This is a genomic window from Amycolatopsis sp. NPDC051371, assembly GCF_040682155.1.
In the GTDB taxonomy this organism is placed as follows: Bacteria; Actinomycetota; Actinomycetes; order Mycobacteriales; family Pseudonocardiaceae; genus Amycolatopsis.
Genome location: NZ_JBFBAG010000020.1, coordinates 142,888 through 155,752 on the forward strand (window position 1 = coordinate 142,888; position 12,865 = coordinate 155,752).

At 70.4% G+C, this 12,865-nt stretch carries 15 protein-coding genes and 1 pseudogene; 4 read left to right on the plus strand and 12 right to left on the minus strand.

Annotated elements, in window-relative coordinates:
• Positions 1 to 15: 15 nt before the first annotated feature.
• The 11 genes and pseudogenes from AB0M59_RS24665 to AB0M59_RS24715 form a co-directional block, all read right to left on the minus strand.
• Positions 16 to 642, minus strand: coding sequence for a hypothetical protein (locus tag AB0M59_RS24665; protein WP_364618846.1), 627 nt, complete (start codon positions 640 to 642; stop codon positions 16 to 18).
• A 123-nt stretch (positions 643 to 765) separates the two neighbouring features.
• The gene (locus AB0M59_RS24670; protein ID WP_284744036.1) at positions 766 to 1,611 is read right to left on the minus strand and encodes a DivIVA domain-containing protein; all 846 of its coding nucleotides are present in this window, start codon (positions 1,609 to 1,611) and stop codon (positions 766 to 768) included.
• A gap of 52 nt (positions 1,612 to 1,663) precedes the next feature.
• Complete coding sequence (locus AB0M59_RS24675) at positions 1,664 to 1,939, minus strand: YggT family protein (protein ID WP_072477845.1); 276 nt, start codon at positions 1,937 to 1,939, stop codon at positions 1,664 to 1,666.
• 115 nt (positions 1,940 to 2,054) lie between these two features.
• The gene (sepF, locus tag AB0M59_RS24680) at positions 2,055 to 2,654 is read right to left on the minus strand and encodes a cell division protein SepF (protein WP_364618849.1); all 600 of its coding nucleotides are present in this window, start codon (positions 2,652 to 2,654) and stop codon (positions 2,055 to 2,057) included.
• 97 nt (positions 2,655 to 2,751) lie between these two features.
• A complete protein-coding gene (locus AB0M59_RS24685) occupies positions 2,752 to 3,483 on the minus strand; it encodes a YggS family pyridoxal phosphate-dependent enzyme (protein WP_364618852.1) in 732 nt (243 codons plus the stop codon).
• A gap of 31 nt (positions 3,484 to 3,514) precedes the next feature.
• Positions 3,515 to 4,219, minus strand: coding sequence for a peptidoglycan editing factor PgeF (pgeF, locus tag AB0M59_RS24690; protein ID WP_364618854.1), 705 nt, complete (start codon positions 4,217 to 4,219; stop codon positions 3,515 to 3,517).
• 80 nt (positions 4,220 to 4,299) lie between these two features.
• On the minus strand, positions 4,300 to 5,607 hold the full coding sequence (gene ftsZ, locus AB0M59_RS24695) for a cell division protein FtsZ (RefSeq protein ID WP_364618857.1): 1,308 nt from the start codon (positions 5,605 to 5,607) through the stop codon (positions 4,300 to 4,302).
• A gap of 241 nt (positions 5,608 to 5,848) precedes the next feature.
• Positions 5,849 to 6,604, minus strand: a complete 756-nt coding sequence (locus AB0M59_RS24700) for an anti-sigma factor (RefSeq protein ID WP_364618929.1) — start codon at positions 6,602 to 6,604, stop codon at positions 5,849 to 5,851.
• A gap of 11 nt (positions 6,605 to 6,615) precedes the next feature.
• Entirely contained in the window at positions 6,616 to 7,221 is a 606-nt protein-coding gene (gene sigK, locus AB0M59_RS24705) for an ECF RNA polymerase sigma factor SigK (protein ID WP_364618860.1), read from the minus strand.
• On the minus strand, positions 7,214 to 7,948 hold the full coding sequence (locus tag AB0M59_RS24710) for a DUF1365 domain-containing protein (protein ID WP_364618863.1): 735 nt from the start codon (positions 7,946 to 7,948) through the stop codon (positions 7,214 to 7,216). Before AB0M59_RS24710 ends, sigK begins: the two co-directional genes overlap by 8 nt.
• Positions 7,942 to 9,211, minus strand: a pseudogene (locus tag AB0M59_RS24715) (FAD-dependent oxidoreductase). The gene AB0M59_RS24710 and the pseudogene AB0M59_RS24715 overlap by 7 nt, the downstream one beginning before the upstream one ends.
• 82 nt (positions 9,212 to 9,293) lie before the next feature.
• Between AB0M59_RS24715 and AB0M59_RS24720 the strand changes: the two are divergent.
• Together AB0M59_RS24720 and AB0M59_RS24725 are read left to right on the plus strand one after the other, a co-directional pair.
• On the plus strand, positions 9,294 to 10,565 hold the full coding sequence (locus tag AB0M59_RS24720; protein WP_364618865.1) for a cyclopropane-fatty-acyl-phospholipid synthase family protein: 1,272 nt from the start codon (positions 9,294 to 9,296) through the stop codon (positions 10,563 to 10,565).
• On the plus strand, positions 10,565 to 11,335 hold the full coding sequence (locus tag AB0M59_RS24725) for a DUF1295 domain-containing protein (RefSeq protein ID WP_364618868.1): 771 nt from the start codon (positions 10,565 to 10,567) through the stop codon (positions 11,333 to 11,335). Before AB0M59_RS24720 ends, AB0M59_RS24725 begins: the two co-directional genes overlap by 1 nt.
• On the opposite strand, the gene AB0M59_RS24730 is transcribed toward AB0M59_RS24725, so the two are convergent.
• Positions 11,322 to 11,828 carry a DinB family protein gene (locus AB0M59_RS24730; protein WP_364618871.1) on the minus strand — a complete coding sequence of 169 codons (507 nt, stop codon included), beginning with the start codon at positions 11,826 to 11,828 and terminating at the stop codon, positions 11,322 to 11,324. The two genes, AB0M59_RS24725 and AB0M59_RS24730, sit on opposite strands and share 14 nt — an antisense overlap.
• 80 nt (positions 11,829 to 11,908) lie before the next feature.
• Between AB0M59_RS24730 and AB0M59_RS24735 the strand changes: the two genes are divergently transcribed.
• Both AB0M59_RS24735 and AB0M59_RS24740 read left to right on the plus strand, forming a co-directional pair.
• Positions 11,909 to 12,367: a MarR family transcriptional regulator gene (locus tag AB0M59_RS24735; protein WP_364618874.1), complete on the plus strand. Its 459-nt coding sequence runs from the start codon at positions 11,909 to 11,911 to the stop codon at positions 12,365 to 12,367.
• On the plus strand, positions 12,354 to 12,788 hold the full coding sequence (locus tag AB0M59_RS24740; protein WP_364618877.1) for an OsmC family peroxiredoxin: 435 nt from the start codon (positions 12,354 to 12,356) through the stop codon (positions 12,786 to 12,788). The genes AB0M59_RS24735 and AB0M59_RS24740 overlap by 14 nt, the downstream gene beginning before the upstream one ends.
• The last annotated feature ends 77 nt before the right edge of the window (positions 12,789 to 12,865 follow it).

Below are 12,865 nucleotides of genomic sequence, written 5' to 3' on the forward strand. Positions count from 1 at the left end.
CTCGCGTGTCGCCGCTCAGCGGTGGGCGGCGACCAGGTTCGCGTCGGGGCAGCAGCGGTCACAGGGAGTGAAGCCGAGCTGACGGGCCTCGCCGATACCGATCGGGATCGTGTCGCGGGTGCCGAGCCAGACGCACGTCGTCAGGTGGTAACGCGGGTGCTCGTCGACGACCACGACCTCGTCCTCGAGGTCGGCCAGGATGGCGATGTCGGCCGCCGTGGTCTCTTCCTCACCCGGGTCGGTCTCGGGCTCGGGCTCGGGCTTCGTTTCGGCCGGGGCCTCCGCCGCGGCGGGTTCCGCCGTCACCGGCTCTTCGGGCTCGGGCGTGTCGGCCGGATCGCCCAGGTCACCGGCTGCCGGGATGAGGACGGTCTGCTCCGCCTCGGCCGGGTGCTCTGCTACCGGGTGCTCGGCGGCCGGCGGGTCTTCGGAGACGGGCTCCTCGGAGGCAGGTTCTTCGGGTGCGGGTTCGGCGGGTGCCGCCGGACGACGCCGGCGGCGCAGCCAGTCGGCGACCAGGATCAGCCCGGCGAGCACCGAGAGGCCGATGGAAACCCACGCCCACAGCGAAGAAGCGGTGATGAGCGCGGAGACGAGCAACCCCAGAGCCGCCAGTACCAGTACCAGCACGATGTAAAGCACGCTGAATTACAGCACGAACGGGGCAAGATCGTCGGTCGACCCGCCCACGTGCGGTACCGGATCGACTCCGAACCGTGGGCCACCCCGCCGGCTCGTGCCGACGGGGTGGCCCCGGAGGAAAACTCAGCCCGCTTCGGCCCGCGGGCCGAACGAGTAACCCTGGCCGCCGCTCGACGAACCGGACGACTGGCCGGAGTTCGAGGAGGCCGACGCGGGTGCGGCGGAGCCTCGGTCGTCGAGTTCGCGCAGCTGGGACTCGAGGAACCCGCGCAACCTCGTGCGGTACTCCCGCTCGATCGTGCGCAGCTCTTCGATCTTCTTGCCCAGCCCGCCCTTCTCGGAGTTCAGGCTGTTCATCGTCTCGGTGTACTTGCGCTGCGACTCGCGCTCCAGCGTCGTCGCCTTGTCGCGCGCCTGGCGCTCCAGCGTCTCGGCCCGGGTCCGCGCGTCGTTCAGCATCGTGTCGACGCGCGTGCGCGCCTCGTTGACCATCGAGTCGGACTTCGCCCGGGCGTCCGAGAGCAGTTGCTCGGACTTGGTGCGGGCCTCGGCCAGCATCCCGTCGGACTCGGTCTTCGCCTCGGCGGTCAGCCGGTCGGCCATCTCCTGTGCCAGGCCCAGGACCTTGGCGGCCTGCACGTTCGGCTCGGCGCTGTCGCCGACCATCGAGTGCGCCTGGGTCTGCTCCATGGCCGACTGTGGCGGCGGCACGGGCGCGAGGCGCCGCGAGGGCTCCTCACGCATCGGGGGCGCGGATTTGGCACTGTCGAGCTCGCCACGAGTCGACTCGAGCTCGGCATCGAGCTGCTCCATCTGCTGGCGCAGCTCGTTGTTGTCTTCGATCAAGCGGGCCAGCTCGGTCTCCACCAGGTCGAGGAACGCGTCCACCTCGTCCTCGTTGTAGCCCCTCTTGCCGATGGGCGGCTTGCTGAACGCAACGTTATGCACGTCAGCGGGGGTCAACGACATCAGATCACCTCACGCACTCCATGGCCTGCAGGGTCCACCCAAGTTTCCCCGATCAACTTGGAGTCGCCAGTTGCATCGCGAAGAACACAACCAACAGCAGCACCATAATCGACAAGTCCAGTCCGACGCCGCCGATTCGAACCATCGGAATGATTCGTCTGAACAGACGAACCGGCGGGTCCGTCACTGTGTAGATGGTCTCGAGCGTCACCGCAACCCCCCCGGCCGGATGCCACTCACGGGCGAACGTCCGGACGAGTTCGATCACGATCCGTGCCGTCAGCAGCAGCCAGAAGGCGAACAGCACGTACCAGACGACCAGCCACACAGCTTCCACGTACCTACTCTAACCGGGCGTCCTCGGTGAAGACGCAGTTGAGGGGGTCGACGCGGCATCGGGTCGACAAAATCACGTCTGCTTGCGCTCAGCGGTAAGCGCGACTTCAGCCGCGCAGGAACAATCCGCCCTCGGCAATCCGCCGGCGGTCCTCCGCCGTGACGTCCACATCGGGCGGTGAGAGAAGGAACACCTTGTTGGTCACCTTGTCCATCGACCCGCGCAGCGCGAACGCCAGCCCGGCCGCGAAGTCGACGAGCCGCTTGGCGTCCGCGTTCTCCATCTCGGTGAGGTTCATGATCACCGGGATGCCCTCGCGGTAGTGCTCCCCGATCGCACGCGCCTCCGCGTAACTGGTCGGGTGCAGAGTGGTGATCCGGCTCAACGGGTCACGCACCGGCTGGCGCACGACCGGCTCGGTGACCGGTCGCAGGCGCGCCACGGGCTCCGGCTGACGGTCCATCGCGAGCGCGCCGTGGACGGCCGGCTCCGACCCTGCCACGGAGCGTGACCGGCTGCGGCTGACGGGCTCGTCGTACGTGTCGTCGACGTCGCGGTACCGTGAGCGCGACGACCGAGGGGCCGGCTCCTCGTAGGAGTCATAGTCGTCCTCGTAGCCGCGTCGGTAATCGTCCTCGGCTTCGTAGCCGTCGTCGTCAGCGGGCACCATCCCGAAGTAGGCCTTCAGCTTCTGCAGCGCGCTCATGCCTCTCCCTAGCCCTAGCCGCTCCCGCACCAACGCTTCTCCACGCCGTCAGTGCCCCGCACGGGCGGCCACTAAACGTGACGACCGCGCGAGCTCCCTACGGCGAGGCTAAACCGCGTCCGCCGAGCAACGCGGTTCCGACACGCACACAGGTTGAGCCGTGCGTGATCGCCTGCTCGAGATCATGGCTCATCCCGGCAGAGACTTCTGCGGCATTCGGGTGATCTTTGCGGAGCCGCTCACCGGCCAGAGCGAGCCGTTCGAAGACGGCTGACGGGTCCGCGCCGAGCGGTGCGACGGCCATCAGGCCGCGAAGCCGCAGTTCACCCGTGTGAGTGACGCGCTCGGCGAGCGCGCCGACCTCGTCCAGCGGGCAGCCGCCGCGCTCCGGGTCGTCGTCGAGGCTGGCCTGGATCAGGACGTCGAGGGGTTCCTCACGTTTACCGGCGTCACGCGCGGTGTGCACCGCCTTCGCGAGCGCGTCGGCGAGCCGGGCCGAGTCGAGGGACTGCACTTCCTGTGCCCATTCGACCACGGACCGCGCCTTGTTCCGCTGCAGCCGGCCGACCATGTGCCAGCGCAGGGTGGCCTCGGGCCGCAGCCCGGCGACCTCGACGGTCTTCGGGCCGGCGTCCTGGTCGCGGTTCTCGCCGAGGTCGGTGACGCCGAGGTCCGCGAGCAGCGCGGCGTCGGACGCGGGGAAGGTCTTGGTGATCGCGATCAGCTTGACCTCCTCGCGCGGCCGGCCGGCGGCGCGGCACGCGGCGGCGATCCGCTCTTCGACCTCGGCGAGGTTCGCGGCCAGCTCGGCCTTGCGCTCGGTGCTCATGCCGCCTCCGCGGGGAGAAGTACGTCGGCGGTCACGCTTCGATCCAGGTGATGCCCGCGATGCGCCCGGTGGTCCCGTCGCGGCGGTAGCTGAAGAGCGTCTTGTCCTCGTTCGTGCACCGCGGGTCGACGCCGATCTTGCCGACGCCCAGGTCCGCGAGCTGCCGCCAGAGCCCGGCGCGCAGGTCGAGGCCGGGGGTGCCCTGGCGGGTCTTGCAGGCACTGCCGGGAACGTGCTTCTCGACGTCGGCGGCCATGGCGGCCGGGACCTCGTAGCAGTCGCCGCAGATCGCCGGGCCCAGCAGCGCCTCGATGCGGCCCACCTCGGCACCGGCTTCCCGCATGGCCTCGACCGCCGCCGGGACGACCCCGACCCGCGTGCCGACGCGCCCGGCGTGCACCGCCGAGACGACGCCGGCCTCGGCGTCGGCCAGCAGGATCGGGACGCAGTCGGCGACCAGCACCACGAGCGCGACACCCGGGGTCGCGGTCACGAGCGCGTCGGTCGCTTCGGCGGCCCGGGTCTCGGAGCCGTCCACAGTGGTCGCCGTGCGGCCGTGGACCTGTTCCATCCAGGCCAGCTTGTCCTCGGCCAGGCCCAGTTCGGCGGCGAGGCGCTTGCGGTTGGCGTAGACGTTCCCCTCGTCGTCGCCGACGTGGTCGCCCAGGTTGAACGTGTCGTACGGCGGCCGCGACGCGCCGCCCGCCCTGGTCGTGACCACTCGCCGAACCCGCATGTGCCCATCCTCCCAAACGCCGTGAAGGCCACCTTCAGGAACTACAAGTTCCTCAAGGTGGCCTTCACGAACCAGTGACTCTAGCGCCGCATGAACGGCGGGACGTCGACCTCGTCGTCCGACGGGTCGTCGTGCACCGGCATCGCGCGACCGGGCAGGCTGCCCTGGGTCGCGTTGGAGCCCATCGGCGAGTAGCCGCGGGAGCCGCCACCCGGCTGCGGGAGCCCGCCCGAAGACTGGTTCCCCGTGGCCGAGGGCAGCGGCGAGTGCGACCGCGGCGGCGCGACCGGGTAGCCGGAGCTGCCGGCCGACGGCACCGGGGTGGCCCCCGACGGCGGCGTCGGCGGGTGCGAGACCTGGCCGGCCGAGGCCGACGCGGTGGTCCCGGACGAGCGCGAGCCGGAGCCGAACGTCGACGGGTCGAGCTTCTTGTGGGTCGGCGCGCCGGCGTCGAAGCCGGCCGCGATCACCGTGACGCGGACCTCGTCGCCGAGCGAGTCGTCGATGATCGTGCCGAAGATGATGTTGGCGTCCGGGTGCGCGGACTCCTGCACCAGCGACGCGGCCTCGTTGATCTCGAACAAACCCAGGTCCGAACCACCCGCGATCGAAAGCAGCGCGCCGTGCGCACCATCCATGGAGGCCTCGAGGAGCGGCGAGTTGATCGCCTTCTCCGCGGCCTGGATGGCCCTGCCTTCACCGCGTGCGCTCCCTATTCCCATCAACGCCGAGCCCGCGCCGGACATGACGCTCTTGACGTCGGCGAAGTCGAGGTTGATCAGGCCGGGGGTGGTGATCAGGTCGGTGATGCCCTGGACACCGGAGAGCAGGACCTCGTCCGCGGAGCGGAACGCGTCCATCAGCGAGACGCCGATGTCGCCGAGCTGCAGCAGCCGGTCGTTCGGGATCACGATGAGGGTGTCGCACTCGTTGCGCAGCGACTGGATGCCGTCTTCGGCCTGCTTGCCGCGGCGCTTGCCCTCGAAGGTGAACGGGCGCGTCACGACGCCGATGGTCAGCGCGCCCAGCTTGCGGGCGATCTGCGCCACGACCGGGGCGCCACCGGTACCGGTGCCACCGCCTTCGCCGGCCGTCACGAACACCATGTCGGCGCCCTTGATGACCTCTTCGATCTCTTCACGGTGGTCTTCGGCGGCCTTCTGACCGACCTCGGGGGCGGCGCCCGCGCCGAGGCCACGGGTCAGCTCGCGGCCGATGTCCAGCTTGACGTCGGCGTCGGACATGAGCAGTGCCTGGGCGTCGGTGTTCACCGCGATGAACTCGACACCCTTGAGGCCGACCTCGATCATGCGGTTCACGGCGTTCACGCCGCCACCGCCGATGCCGACCACCTTGATCACCGCAAGGTAGTTGTGCGGGGGCGTCATCGAAGTCCGCCTTCCTGATCGTTGTGCCCGTACAGCCCGCCGGCCGGTGATCGACTCTCAACCTAAACCCCAGATTGAGAGTTATGTCAACTGCCGACGTTAGGCAGGACGGTAGGCACCAGGCAGGCTCTAATCCAGTAGGCACGCCGTGTGTCGCAAAGGTGTTTTGCCACAACACGTTCGAGCGCGCAAGAGCGAGGAGCCGCGTTCACCGCTCCGGCCCCGTCTGCTATGGCGTGGATCAGGCCGGTACGGACATGCTCATGAGCACGTCCGTGGGCGCCCCGCTGGGCGATCCACCGGCCTGTTCGACGCTCACGGCGAGCTTGTCCGCGGACCCCACGCCGTCGGCCACGACCAGGCCACCGTCGGCCGCCGAGGCGATCACCCCGGCCGAGCGCGGCGCGTCCGTACCGGTGATCAGCCAGGCCTCGTACACCTTCCCGCCCGGCTGCGCCGGCAGCCCCGCGTCCATCACCATCACGCGGTTCAGCGACTTCGACAGGACGACCGTCACGCCGCCGCCGGTGGGCGACTCGCCGTGCGCGGTCTTCGCGTCCGGCGCCGCGAGCAGCGTCGCCACCGGCGCGTAGCGGTTCTTCGCCTGGTCGAGCTGCGTCTGCGCCGACTGCAGCTCCTGCTGCTGGGTCAGCGCGATCCCGCCGAACACCCCGCCCGCGGCGAGCCCGACGACGGCGGCCGCGGCCGCCACGACGACCGCCCAGCGCGGGGCCCGCCCCGACCGCCGGTGCCGGTCGGGCGAGCCGGGCCGCGTCCGCGGCGGCAGCTGGCGGGTCGCGTGCATGGCGGTCAGGACGCGGTCCTTGAACTCGGGCGGCGGCTCCTCGGCCATCGCCGCGCCCAGCCGGGCCGCGGTCGCGCGCAGCTCGGCGACCTCCTGCGCGCAGGAGTCGCACTGCTCGAGGTGGCGGCTGAACTCCGCGCGCTCGAGGTCGGAGACGGCGTCGAGGGCGAAGGCGCCGGCGAGGGTGTGCATCTCGGGCGTGCTCACGCGGTCACCCCCAGGCAGTCGCGCAGGCGGATCAGCCCGTCCCGGAGCCGCGTCTTGATGGTTCCTTGCGGCGTCGACAGCACTTCGGCCACCTCGCGATACGTATAGCCCTGGTAGTAGGCGAGCAGCACGGATTCGCGCTGCAGATCGGTCAGGAAGGACAGGCACTTGCGCACCTGGGAGCGTTCGAGCCGCGCGGTGACGGACTCGGCGACCTCGTCGAACGGACGGCCGCGGGCGGCTTCGAAGGTCGCCTTCTGCTCCCGCTCGGTGCTCGCGCGCGCCGAGCGGACGCGGTCGACCGCGCGGCGGTGCGCCAGGGTCATCGCCCAGTTCAGCGCCGAACCCTTGTCCGGCGCGTACCGCGTCGCGGTGCGCCAGAGCTCGACGAGCACCTCTTGGGCGACTTCTTCGGACTGGGCCGCGTCACGCACGATCCGCCGCACCAGCCCGAAGATCGGCCCGGCGAGCTGGTCGTAGAGCAGCTCGAAGGCCCGCTCGTCGCCCTTCGCGACGCGCGCCATGAGCTCCTCCGCGGTGGGCGCGGCGGGGGCGTCCGAAGGAACCGGCGCCACGGGGCGCCGGCGGGCCGACTCATCCATGCAGCTGTCCTCCGGCGTTCTGCGGGGTGCGCGGCACGACCGCGGCCCTCCGCAGCCACAACGCGACGCCGTGGCGGCGGATCAGCGCGGACACCCGCTGCGGGAGCAGCGGCCGGGCCAGCACGAGCCGGACCAGCCACCGCGGGTTCACCGGGCGGCGAACTCCCCGCAGCGTAGCGACCAGCGGCGTGGTCGTCCCGCGGCGCAACGCCACGGTGAGGTCGAGCAACGCTTCCGGGTGCGGCAGGCGCATCCGGTACTCGCCGTCCATCTCCTGGAACGGCGAGACGTAGAACGCCTTGTCCGCGCGGGCGCGGCCGGCCTCGTCGGGGTGCAGCAGGTAGGCGTGCCGGCCGCCGTAGGTGTTGTGCACCTCGGCGACGACGCACGCGAGCCGGCCCTCGGGGTCGTGGCACCAGTAGACGCTGATCGGGTTGAACACGTACCCGAGCACGCGCGCGGCGGCCAGCATGACGACCTTGCCGCCGCGCAGATCGACGTCGCGCTCGGCGAGCCACGCGTCCAGCTTCTCCCGGATCCCGCGCGGGTCGCCGGCGACGAAGTGGTCGCGGCGGTCGAACCGCGCGAACGGCCGCAGCCACCACGGCAGCCGCGGCGGTGCGTCGAGGTCGACGAGCCACAGGTACACGCGGTGCGTGAAGGAGTGCGGCGGGTCGATCCGCCGCACGTGCGCGACCGTGGCGTCGTAGAGCGCGTTCGTCACCAAGCCACTCCGAGGCTTTCGGCGGCGCGGGCACCCGAAGAACAACCGTCCTCGTGGAAGCCCCAGCCGTGGTAGGCGCCGGCGTAGGCGAAGACGCCGTCGTTGAGATCGGGCAGCCGTCGTTGCGCCGCAACGGATTCCGGCGTGTAGACGGGGTGCTCGTAGCGCATCTTGGCGACCAGCGCCTCCTTGCCGGTGCCCTCGCCCGGGTTGAGCGTGACGACGTAACCGGTCGGCTCGTCCAGCCGCATCAGGCGGTTCATGTCGTAGCTGACCTGGACCGCGCCGGTCGGGGCGCCGCACGCGGGGGCCCGGTAGTTCCAGCCCGCGCGGGCGTCGGCCAGCGACGGCAGCACGCTCGTGTCGGTGTGCAGCCAGGCTTCGTTCTCCGAGTAGCGGAACGCGCCGAGCACCTCGCGCTCGGCACCGGTCGGGTTGGCCAGCAGCGACAGCGCCTGGTCGGCGTGCGTGGCGACGACGACCTTGTCGACGCGGTGCGGGGTGTCGGCGTCGTCCCGGATCTCGACGCCGCGGGCGGTCCGCAGCACCGACCGGACCGGCGTGGACAGGTGCACCGCGGTGAGCTGCTTGGCCGCGCGTTCGACGTATTCGCGGGACCCGCCGACGACGGTCCGCCAGGACGGCGAGTTCTTGACCGAGAGCATGCCGTGGTTGCGGAGGAACTCGAACAGGTAGCGCGCCGGGTAGCGCAGCGTGTCGCTGCGGTCGGCCGACCAGACCGTCGAGACCAGCGGCAGCATGAAGTGGTCGGTGAAGTAGCGGGTGTAGCCGCCGATGGCGAGGAACGCGCCGAGCGTGACGTCGCCGGTGTCTTTCGCTTCCAGCAGCCGTTTCGCGTGCCGATGGAACTTTTTCACCTCGGCCAGCATCCGCAGGTAGCGGGCGCGGACGAGGTTGCCGCGCTGGGCGAACAGCCCGGGCAGCCCCTTCGCACCGGCGTACTGCAGGCCGCAGCCGTCGCACCGGATGCTCATCGACATCTCGGTGTCGCGGGTGTGCACGCCGAGCTCCGCGAACAGCTTCAGCAGCGTCGGGTAGGTGCGCTCGTTGTGGACGATGAAGCCCGAGTCCACGCCGATGGTGCCGCCGTGGGCACTGGGCACGTCGTGGGTGTGCGCGTGCCCCCCCCAGCCGGTCTTCGGACTCGAACAGCAGGACCTCGTGCTTGCGTTGCAGCAGGTATGCCGCCGTCAGCCCGGCCACCCCGCTGCCGATGACGGCGATGCGTTCTCCCGTGATCTCCACACCGGTACTTCGCCGCCGGGCCGGAAGTGGATTGGATGGACGCGGCACCAATCCACCGCGCAGCAGAGAGCGAATCCCGGACATGCCGAACAGCACCGCGCACCGCCTCGCCTCGTTCGCCGAAAAGCTCCTCGGCGGGCAGCTCCCCGTCGGCCTGCGGACCTGGGACGGAACCCGCGCCGGCCCAGTGGACGCGCCCACCGTGGTCCTACGCAACCGGCGCGCCCTGCGCCGCCTGCTGTTCGCGCCGGGTGAGCTGGGTCTCGCCCGCGCCTACGTCACCGGTGACCTCGACGTCGAAGGAGACCTGGCGGACGGCTTCCGCCGCATCTGGGCCCTCACCCGCACGGGGGAGCTGAATCGGGTGAAGCTCGGCCCGCGCGACTGGCTGGAGGCGGTCAAGCTCGCCGCGTCGCTCGGGGTCGCCGGGCTCCCGCCGAAGCCGCCGGCCGAGGAGGCCCGGCTGAGCGGGAAGCTGCACAGCCTGCTGCGGGACAAGTCCGCGATCGCGCACCACTACGACCTGAGCAACGCGTTCTACCAGCTGCTCATGGACGAGTCGATGGCCTACTCCAGCGCGTACTTCACCTCCGAAGAACCGGGGTACGGACTGGCCGAGGCGCAGCACGACAAGCTGGAGATGATCTGCCGCAAGCTGGGGCTGCGCCCGGGCATGCGGCTGCTCGACATCGGCTGCGGCTGGGGTTCGCTGCTGGTCCACGCGGCCAAGCACCACGGTGTGCACGCCGTCGGCATCACGCTCTCGGCCGAGCAGCTGCAGCACATCCGCGGCCGGCTCGCCCAGCACGACCTCGAAGACCGCGTCGAGGTGCGCCGGCAGGACTACCGCGAACTGCCGGACGCGCCGTTCGACGCGGTGGCGTCGATCGAGATGGGCGAGCACGTCGGCGAGGTCAACTACCCGGCCTACACCGCGACGCTGCATCGCATGGTGAAGCCGGGCGGGCGCGTGCTCATCCAGCAGATGTCCCGGGGGACCGTGGCCCCCGGCGGCGGCGCGTTCATCGAGCGCTACATCGCCCCAGACATGACGATGCGCCCGGTGGGCCGGACGGTCGAGCACCTCGAGTCGGCCGGCCTCGAGGTCCGGGACGTGCACGCGATGCGCGAGCACTACGTCTGGACGGTCCGGGCCTGGGCCGACACCCTGGAGGAGAACTGGGCCGAGGTCGTCGCGCTGATCGGCGAGACCGGCGCGCGGGTCTGGCGGCTCTACCTGGTGGGCGGGGCACTGGCGTTCGAGGAGAACCGGATGGGCGTGGACCAGATCCTGAGCGTGCGACCGGACGAGCACGGCGTCAGCGGCATGCCGGCGACGCGGGAGTGGTGTTGATGACGCTCGGAAACACGCTGCTGATCACCGCCGCCGTCACGGTCGTGGCGGTCGTGGCGACCTTCGGGATCGCGCGGGCGCGCAAGCGCTACGACACGGTCGACACGTTCTGGGGGCTCGGCTTCGCGGTCGTCGCGCTGGCCGCGTTCCCGTTCGGCGACGGTCCCCTGGCGCTGCGACTGGTGGTCCTGGTCCTGACGGTCGTCTGGGGCGGCCGCCTTTCGCTGCACCTGCACCTGCGCAACCACAAGCTGCCGGAAGACCCGCGGTACGCGCGGATGCGGCAGGAGCCGCTCCGCATCTTCGTCCGCGTGTACCTGTTCCAGGGCCTGGTGCTGTACTTCGTCTCGCTGCCGGCGCAGTTCGCGATGTACGGCACCGGGTTCGGCGTGCTCGGCTGGCTCGGTGTCGTGGTGTGGCTGATCGGGTTCGGGTTCGAGACGATCGGCGACGAGCAGCTGCGCCGGTTCAAGGCGGATCCGGCTTCGAAGGGGAAAGTGCTCGACACGGGGTTGTGGCGCTACACGCGGCACCCGAACTACTTCGGCGACGCGTGCGTGTGGTGGGGCCTCTACCTGCTGGCCTGCTCGACGTGGCCGGGCGCGCTGACGATCCTCTCCCCCATCGCGATGACGTTCACCCTGGCCCGTGGCACGGGAAAACCCATGCTGGAGAAGGGAATGGCGAAGACGCGACCGGCGTACGCACACTACGTCGAGCGGACCAGCGGCTTCTTCCCGTTGCCGCCCAAGAAGGTCACTCCCCGGTGAGCCCGTCGGTCAGCTCGCGCAGCAGGTCGAGGTGGCCGACGTGCCGGGCGGTCTCCTCGATCATGTGCGTGACGACCCAGCGGACGTTGAAGGTCTCGTCCTTGTGCGTCACTTCGTCGTCCAGGCCGTGCTCGGCGACGATCTCGCGGCTGCGGGCGCACTGCTTCTCGTAGTCGGCTCGAAGCCGGGCCAGTGTCGTCTCGGGTGGGATCCGGAACTCCGCGTCCGGGTCCTGCTCGAGCTTCTCCTCCCAGGTGTCCTCTTCGCCGTCGACGACCACGGCGAACCAGAACCACTCGTTCAGCGTGAGGTGGGCGAGCAGGCCGGCGATGGTCGTCAGCTCGCTGGGCAGGTGGACGCGACGGGCCTGCTCTTCGGTGAGCCCGCCGCTCTTCCACGCGACCGTGGCGCGGTGGTGGTCGAGCATGCTCGTCAGGATTTCGCGCTCGCCACCGGTCAGCGGGACCTTCGGGCGCTCGGGTCGTTCGGTCATGCCGGGAGTCTGCCAGGCACCACCGACAGATTTTCGCGAATACCTTGTGCACGATGTAATCGTGGGCTAGGTTTACTGACGTGCCGGATGAGTTCCTGTTGGACGAGCAAGCCTGCTTCGCGCTCTACGCGGCGTCGCGCGCGGTGACGGACACGTACCGTCCCCTGCTCGGCGAACTGGGGCTCACCTACCCGCAGTACCTCGTGCTGCTGGTGCTGTGGGAGTCCGACGCCCGGCCGGTCAAGGAGATCGGCGAGGCGCTGCACTTGGACTACGGCACGCTTTCCCCGCTGCTCAAGCGACTCGAAGCCAACGGGCTGCTCACGCGGGCGCGTTTGCCCGAGGACGAGCGCACCGTGGTGATCAGCCTGACCGAGGAGGGCCGGACGATGCGCACGCGCGCTTCCGCCGTCCCGTCGGCCATCGGCTGCGCACTGGGCCTCGACGACGCTTCGCGGCGGGAACTCATCACAACCCTGCGGCGGCTGACGGCGTCGGCCACCGCGTACTCACTTGGAGGCTTCGATGCCCAGCCGTGACGCGACCACCCACTGGACCGGCGGACTGCAGAAGGGCAAGGGCGAGGTCACGCTGGACTCGTCCAACGCCGGCACGTTCTCCGTGTCGTTCCCGACCCGCGCGGGCAACCCGGACGGCCAGACGAGCCCGGAAGAGCTCATCGCGGCGGCGCACTCGTCGTGCCTGGCGATGAACCTGTCGGGCGTGCTGGAGGCCCAGAAGCTGACGGCGGACTCGATCGACGTGAGCGCGGAGGTCACCCTCGGCCCGGCCGCCGGCGGCGGCTTCGAGATCAGCGGAATCGCGATCACGCTGCGCGCGGCACTGCCCGGCGTGAGCGCGGAGCAGTTCGCGGAGTACGCGGAGACGGCCGAGAAGACGTGCCCGGTGTCGAAGGCCCTGGCGGGTACGACGATCACGATGGACGCAGCGCTCGTCTGAGTCCCCGGCGCCCCAATGTGGCCTTGGTTGCGTTCAACGCACCCAAGGGGCCCTTCGGTGCGTTGAACGCACCGAAG

Coding starts and splice junctions, on each gene's coding strand:
- AB0M59_RS24670 (WP_284744036.1), bottom strand. CDS start 1,611: ATGTCGTTGACCCCCGCTGACGTGCATAACGTTGCGTTCAGCAAGCCG.
- sepF (WP_364618849.1), bottom strand. CDS start 2,654: ATGAGCGCGCTGCAGAAGCTGAAGGCCTACTTCGGGATGGTGCCCGCT.
- AB0M59_RS24685 (WP_364618852.1), bottom strand. CDS start 3,483: ATGAGCACCGAGCGCAAGGCCGAGCTGGCCGCGAACCTCGCCGAGGTC.
- pgeF (WP_364618854.1), bottom strand. CDS start 4,219: ATGCGGGTTCGGCGAGTGGTCACGACCAGGGCGGGCGGCGCGTCGCGG.
- ftsZ (WP_364618857.1), bottom strand. CDS start 5,607: ATGACGCCCCCGCACAACTACCTTGCGGTGATCAAGGTGGTCGGCATC.
- AB0M59_RS24700 (WP_364618929.1), bottom strand. CDS start 6,604: ATGCACACCCTCGCCGGCGCCTTCGCCCTCGACGCCGTCTCCGACCTC.
- sigK (WP_364618860.1), bottom strand. CDS start 7,221: ATGGATGAGTCGGCCCGCCGGCGCCCCGTGGCGCCGGTTCCTTCGGAC.
- AB0M59_RS24720 (WP_364618865.1), top strand. CDS start 9,294: ATGCCGAACAGCACCGCGCACCGCCTCGCCTCGTTCGCCGAAAAGCTC.
- AB0M59_RS24725 (WP_364618868.1), top strand. CDS start 10,565: ATGACGCTCGGAAACACGCTGCTGATCACCGCCGCCGTCACGGTCGTG.
- AB0M59_RS24730 (WP_364618871.1), bottom strand. CDS start 11,828: ATGACCGAACGACCCGAGCGCCCGAAGGTCCCGCTGACCGGTGGCGAG.
- AB0M59_RS24740 (WP_364618877.1), top strand. CDS start 12,354: ATGCCCAGCCGTGACGCGACCACCCACTGGACCGGCGGACTGCAGAAG.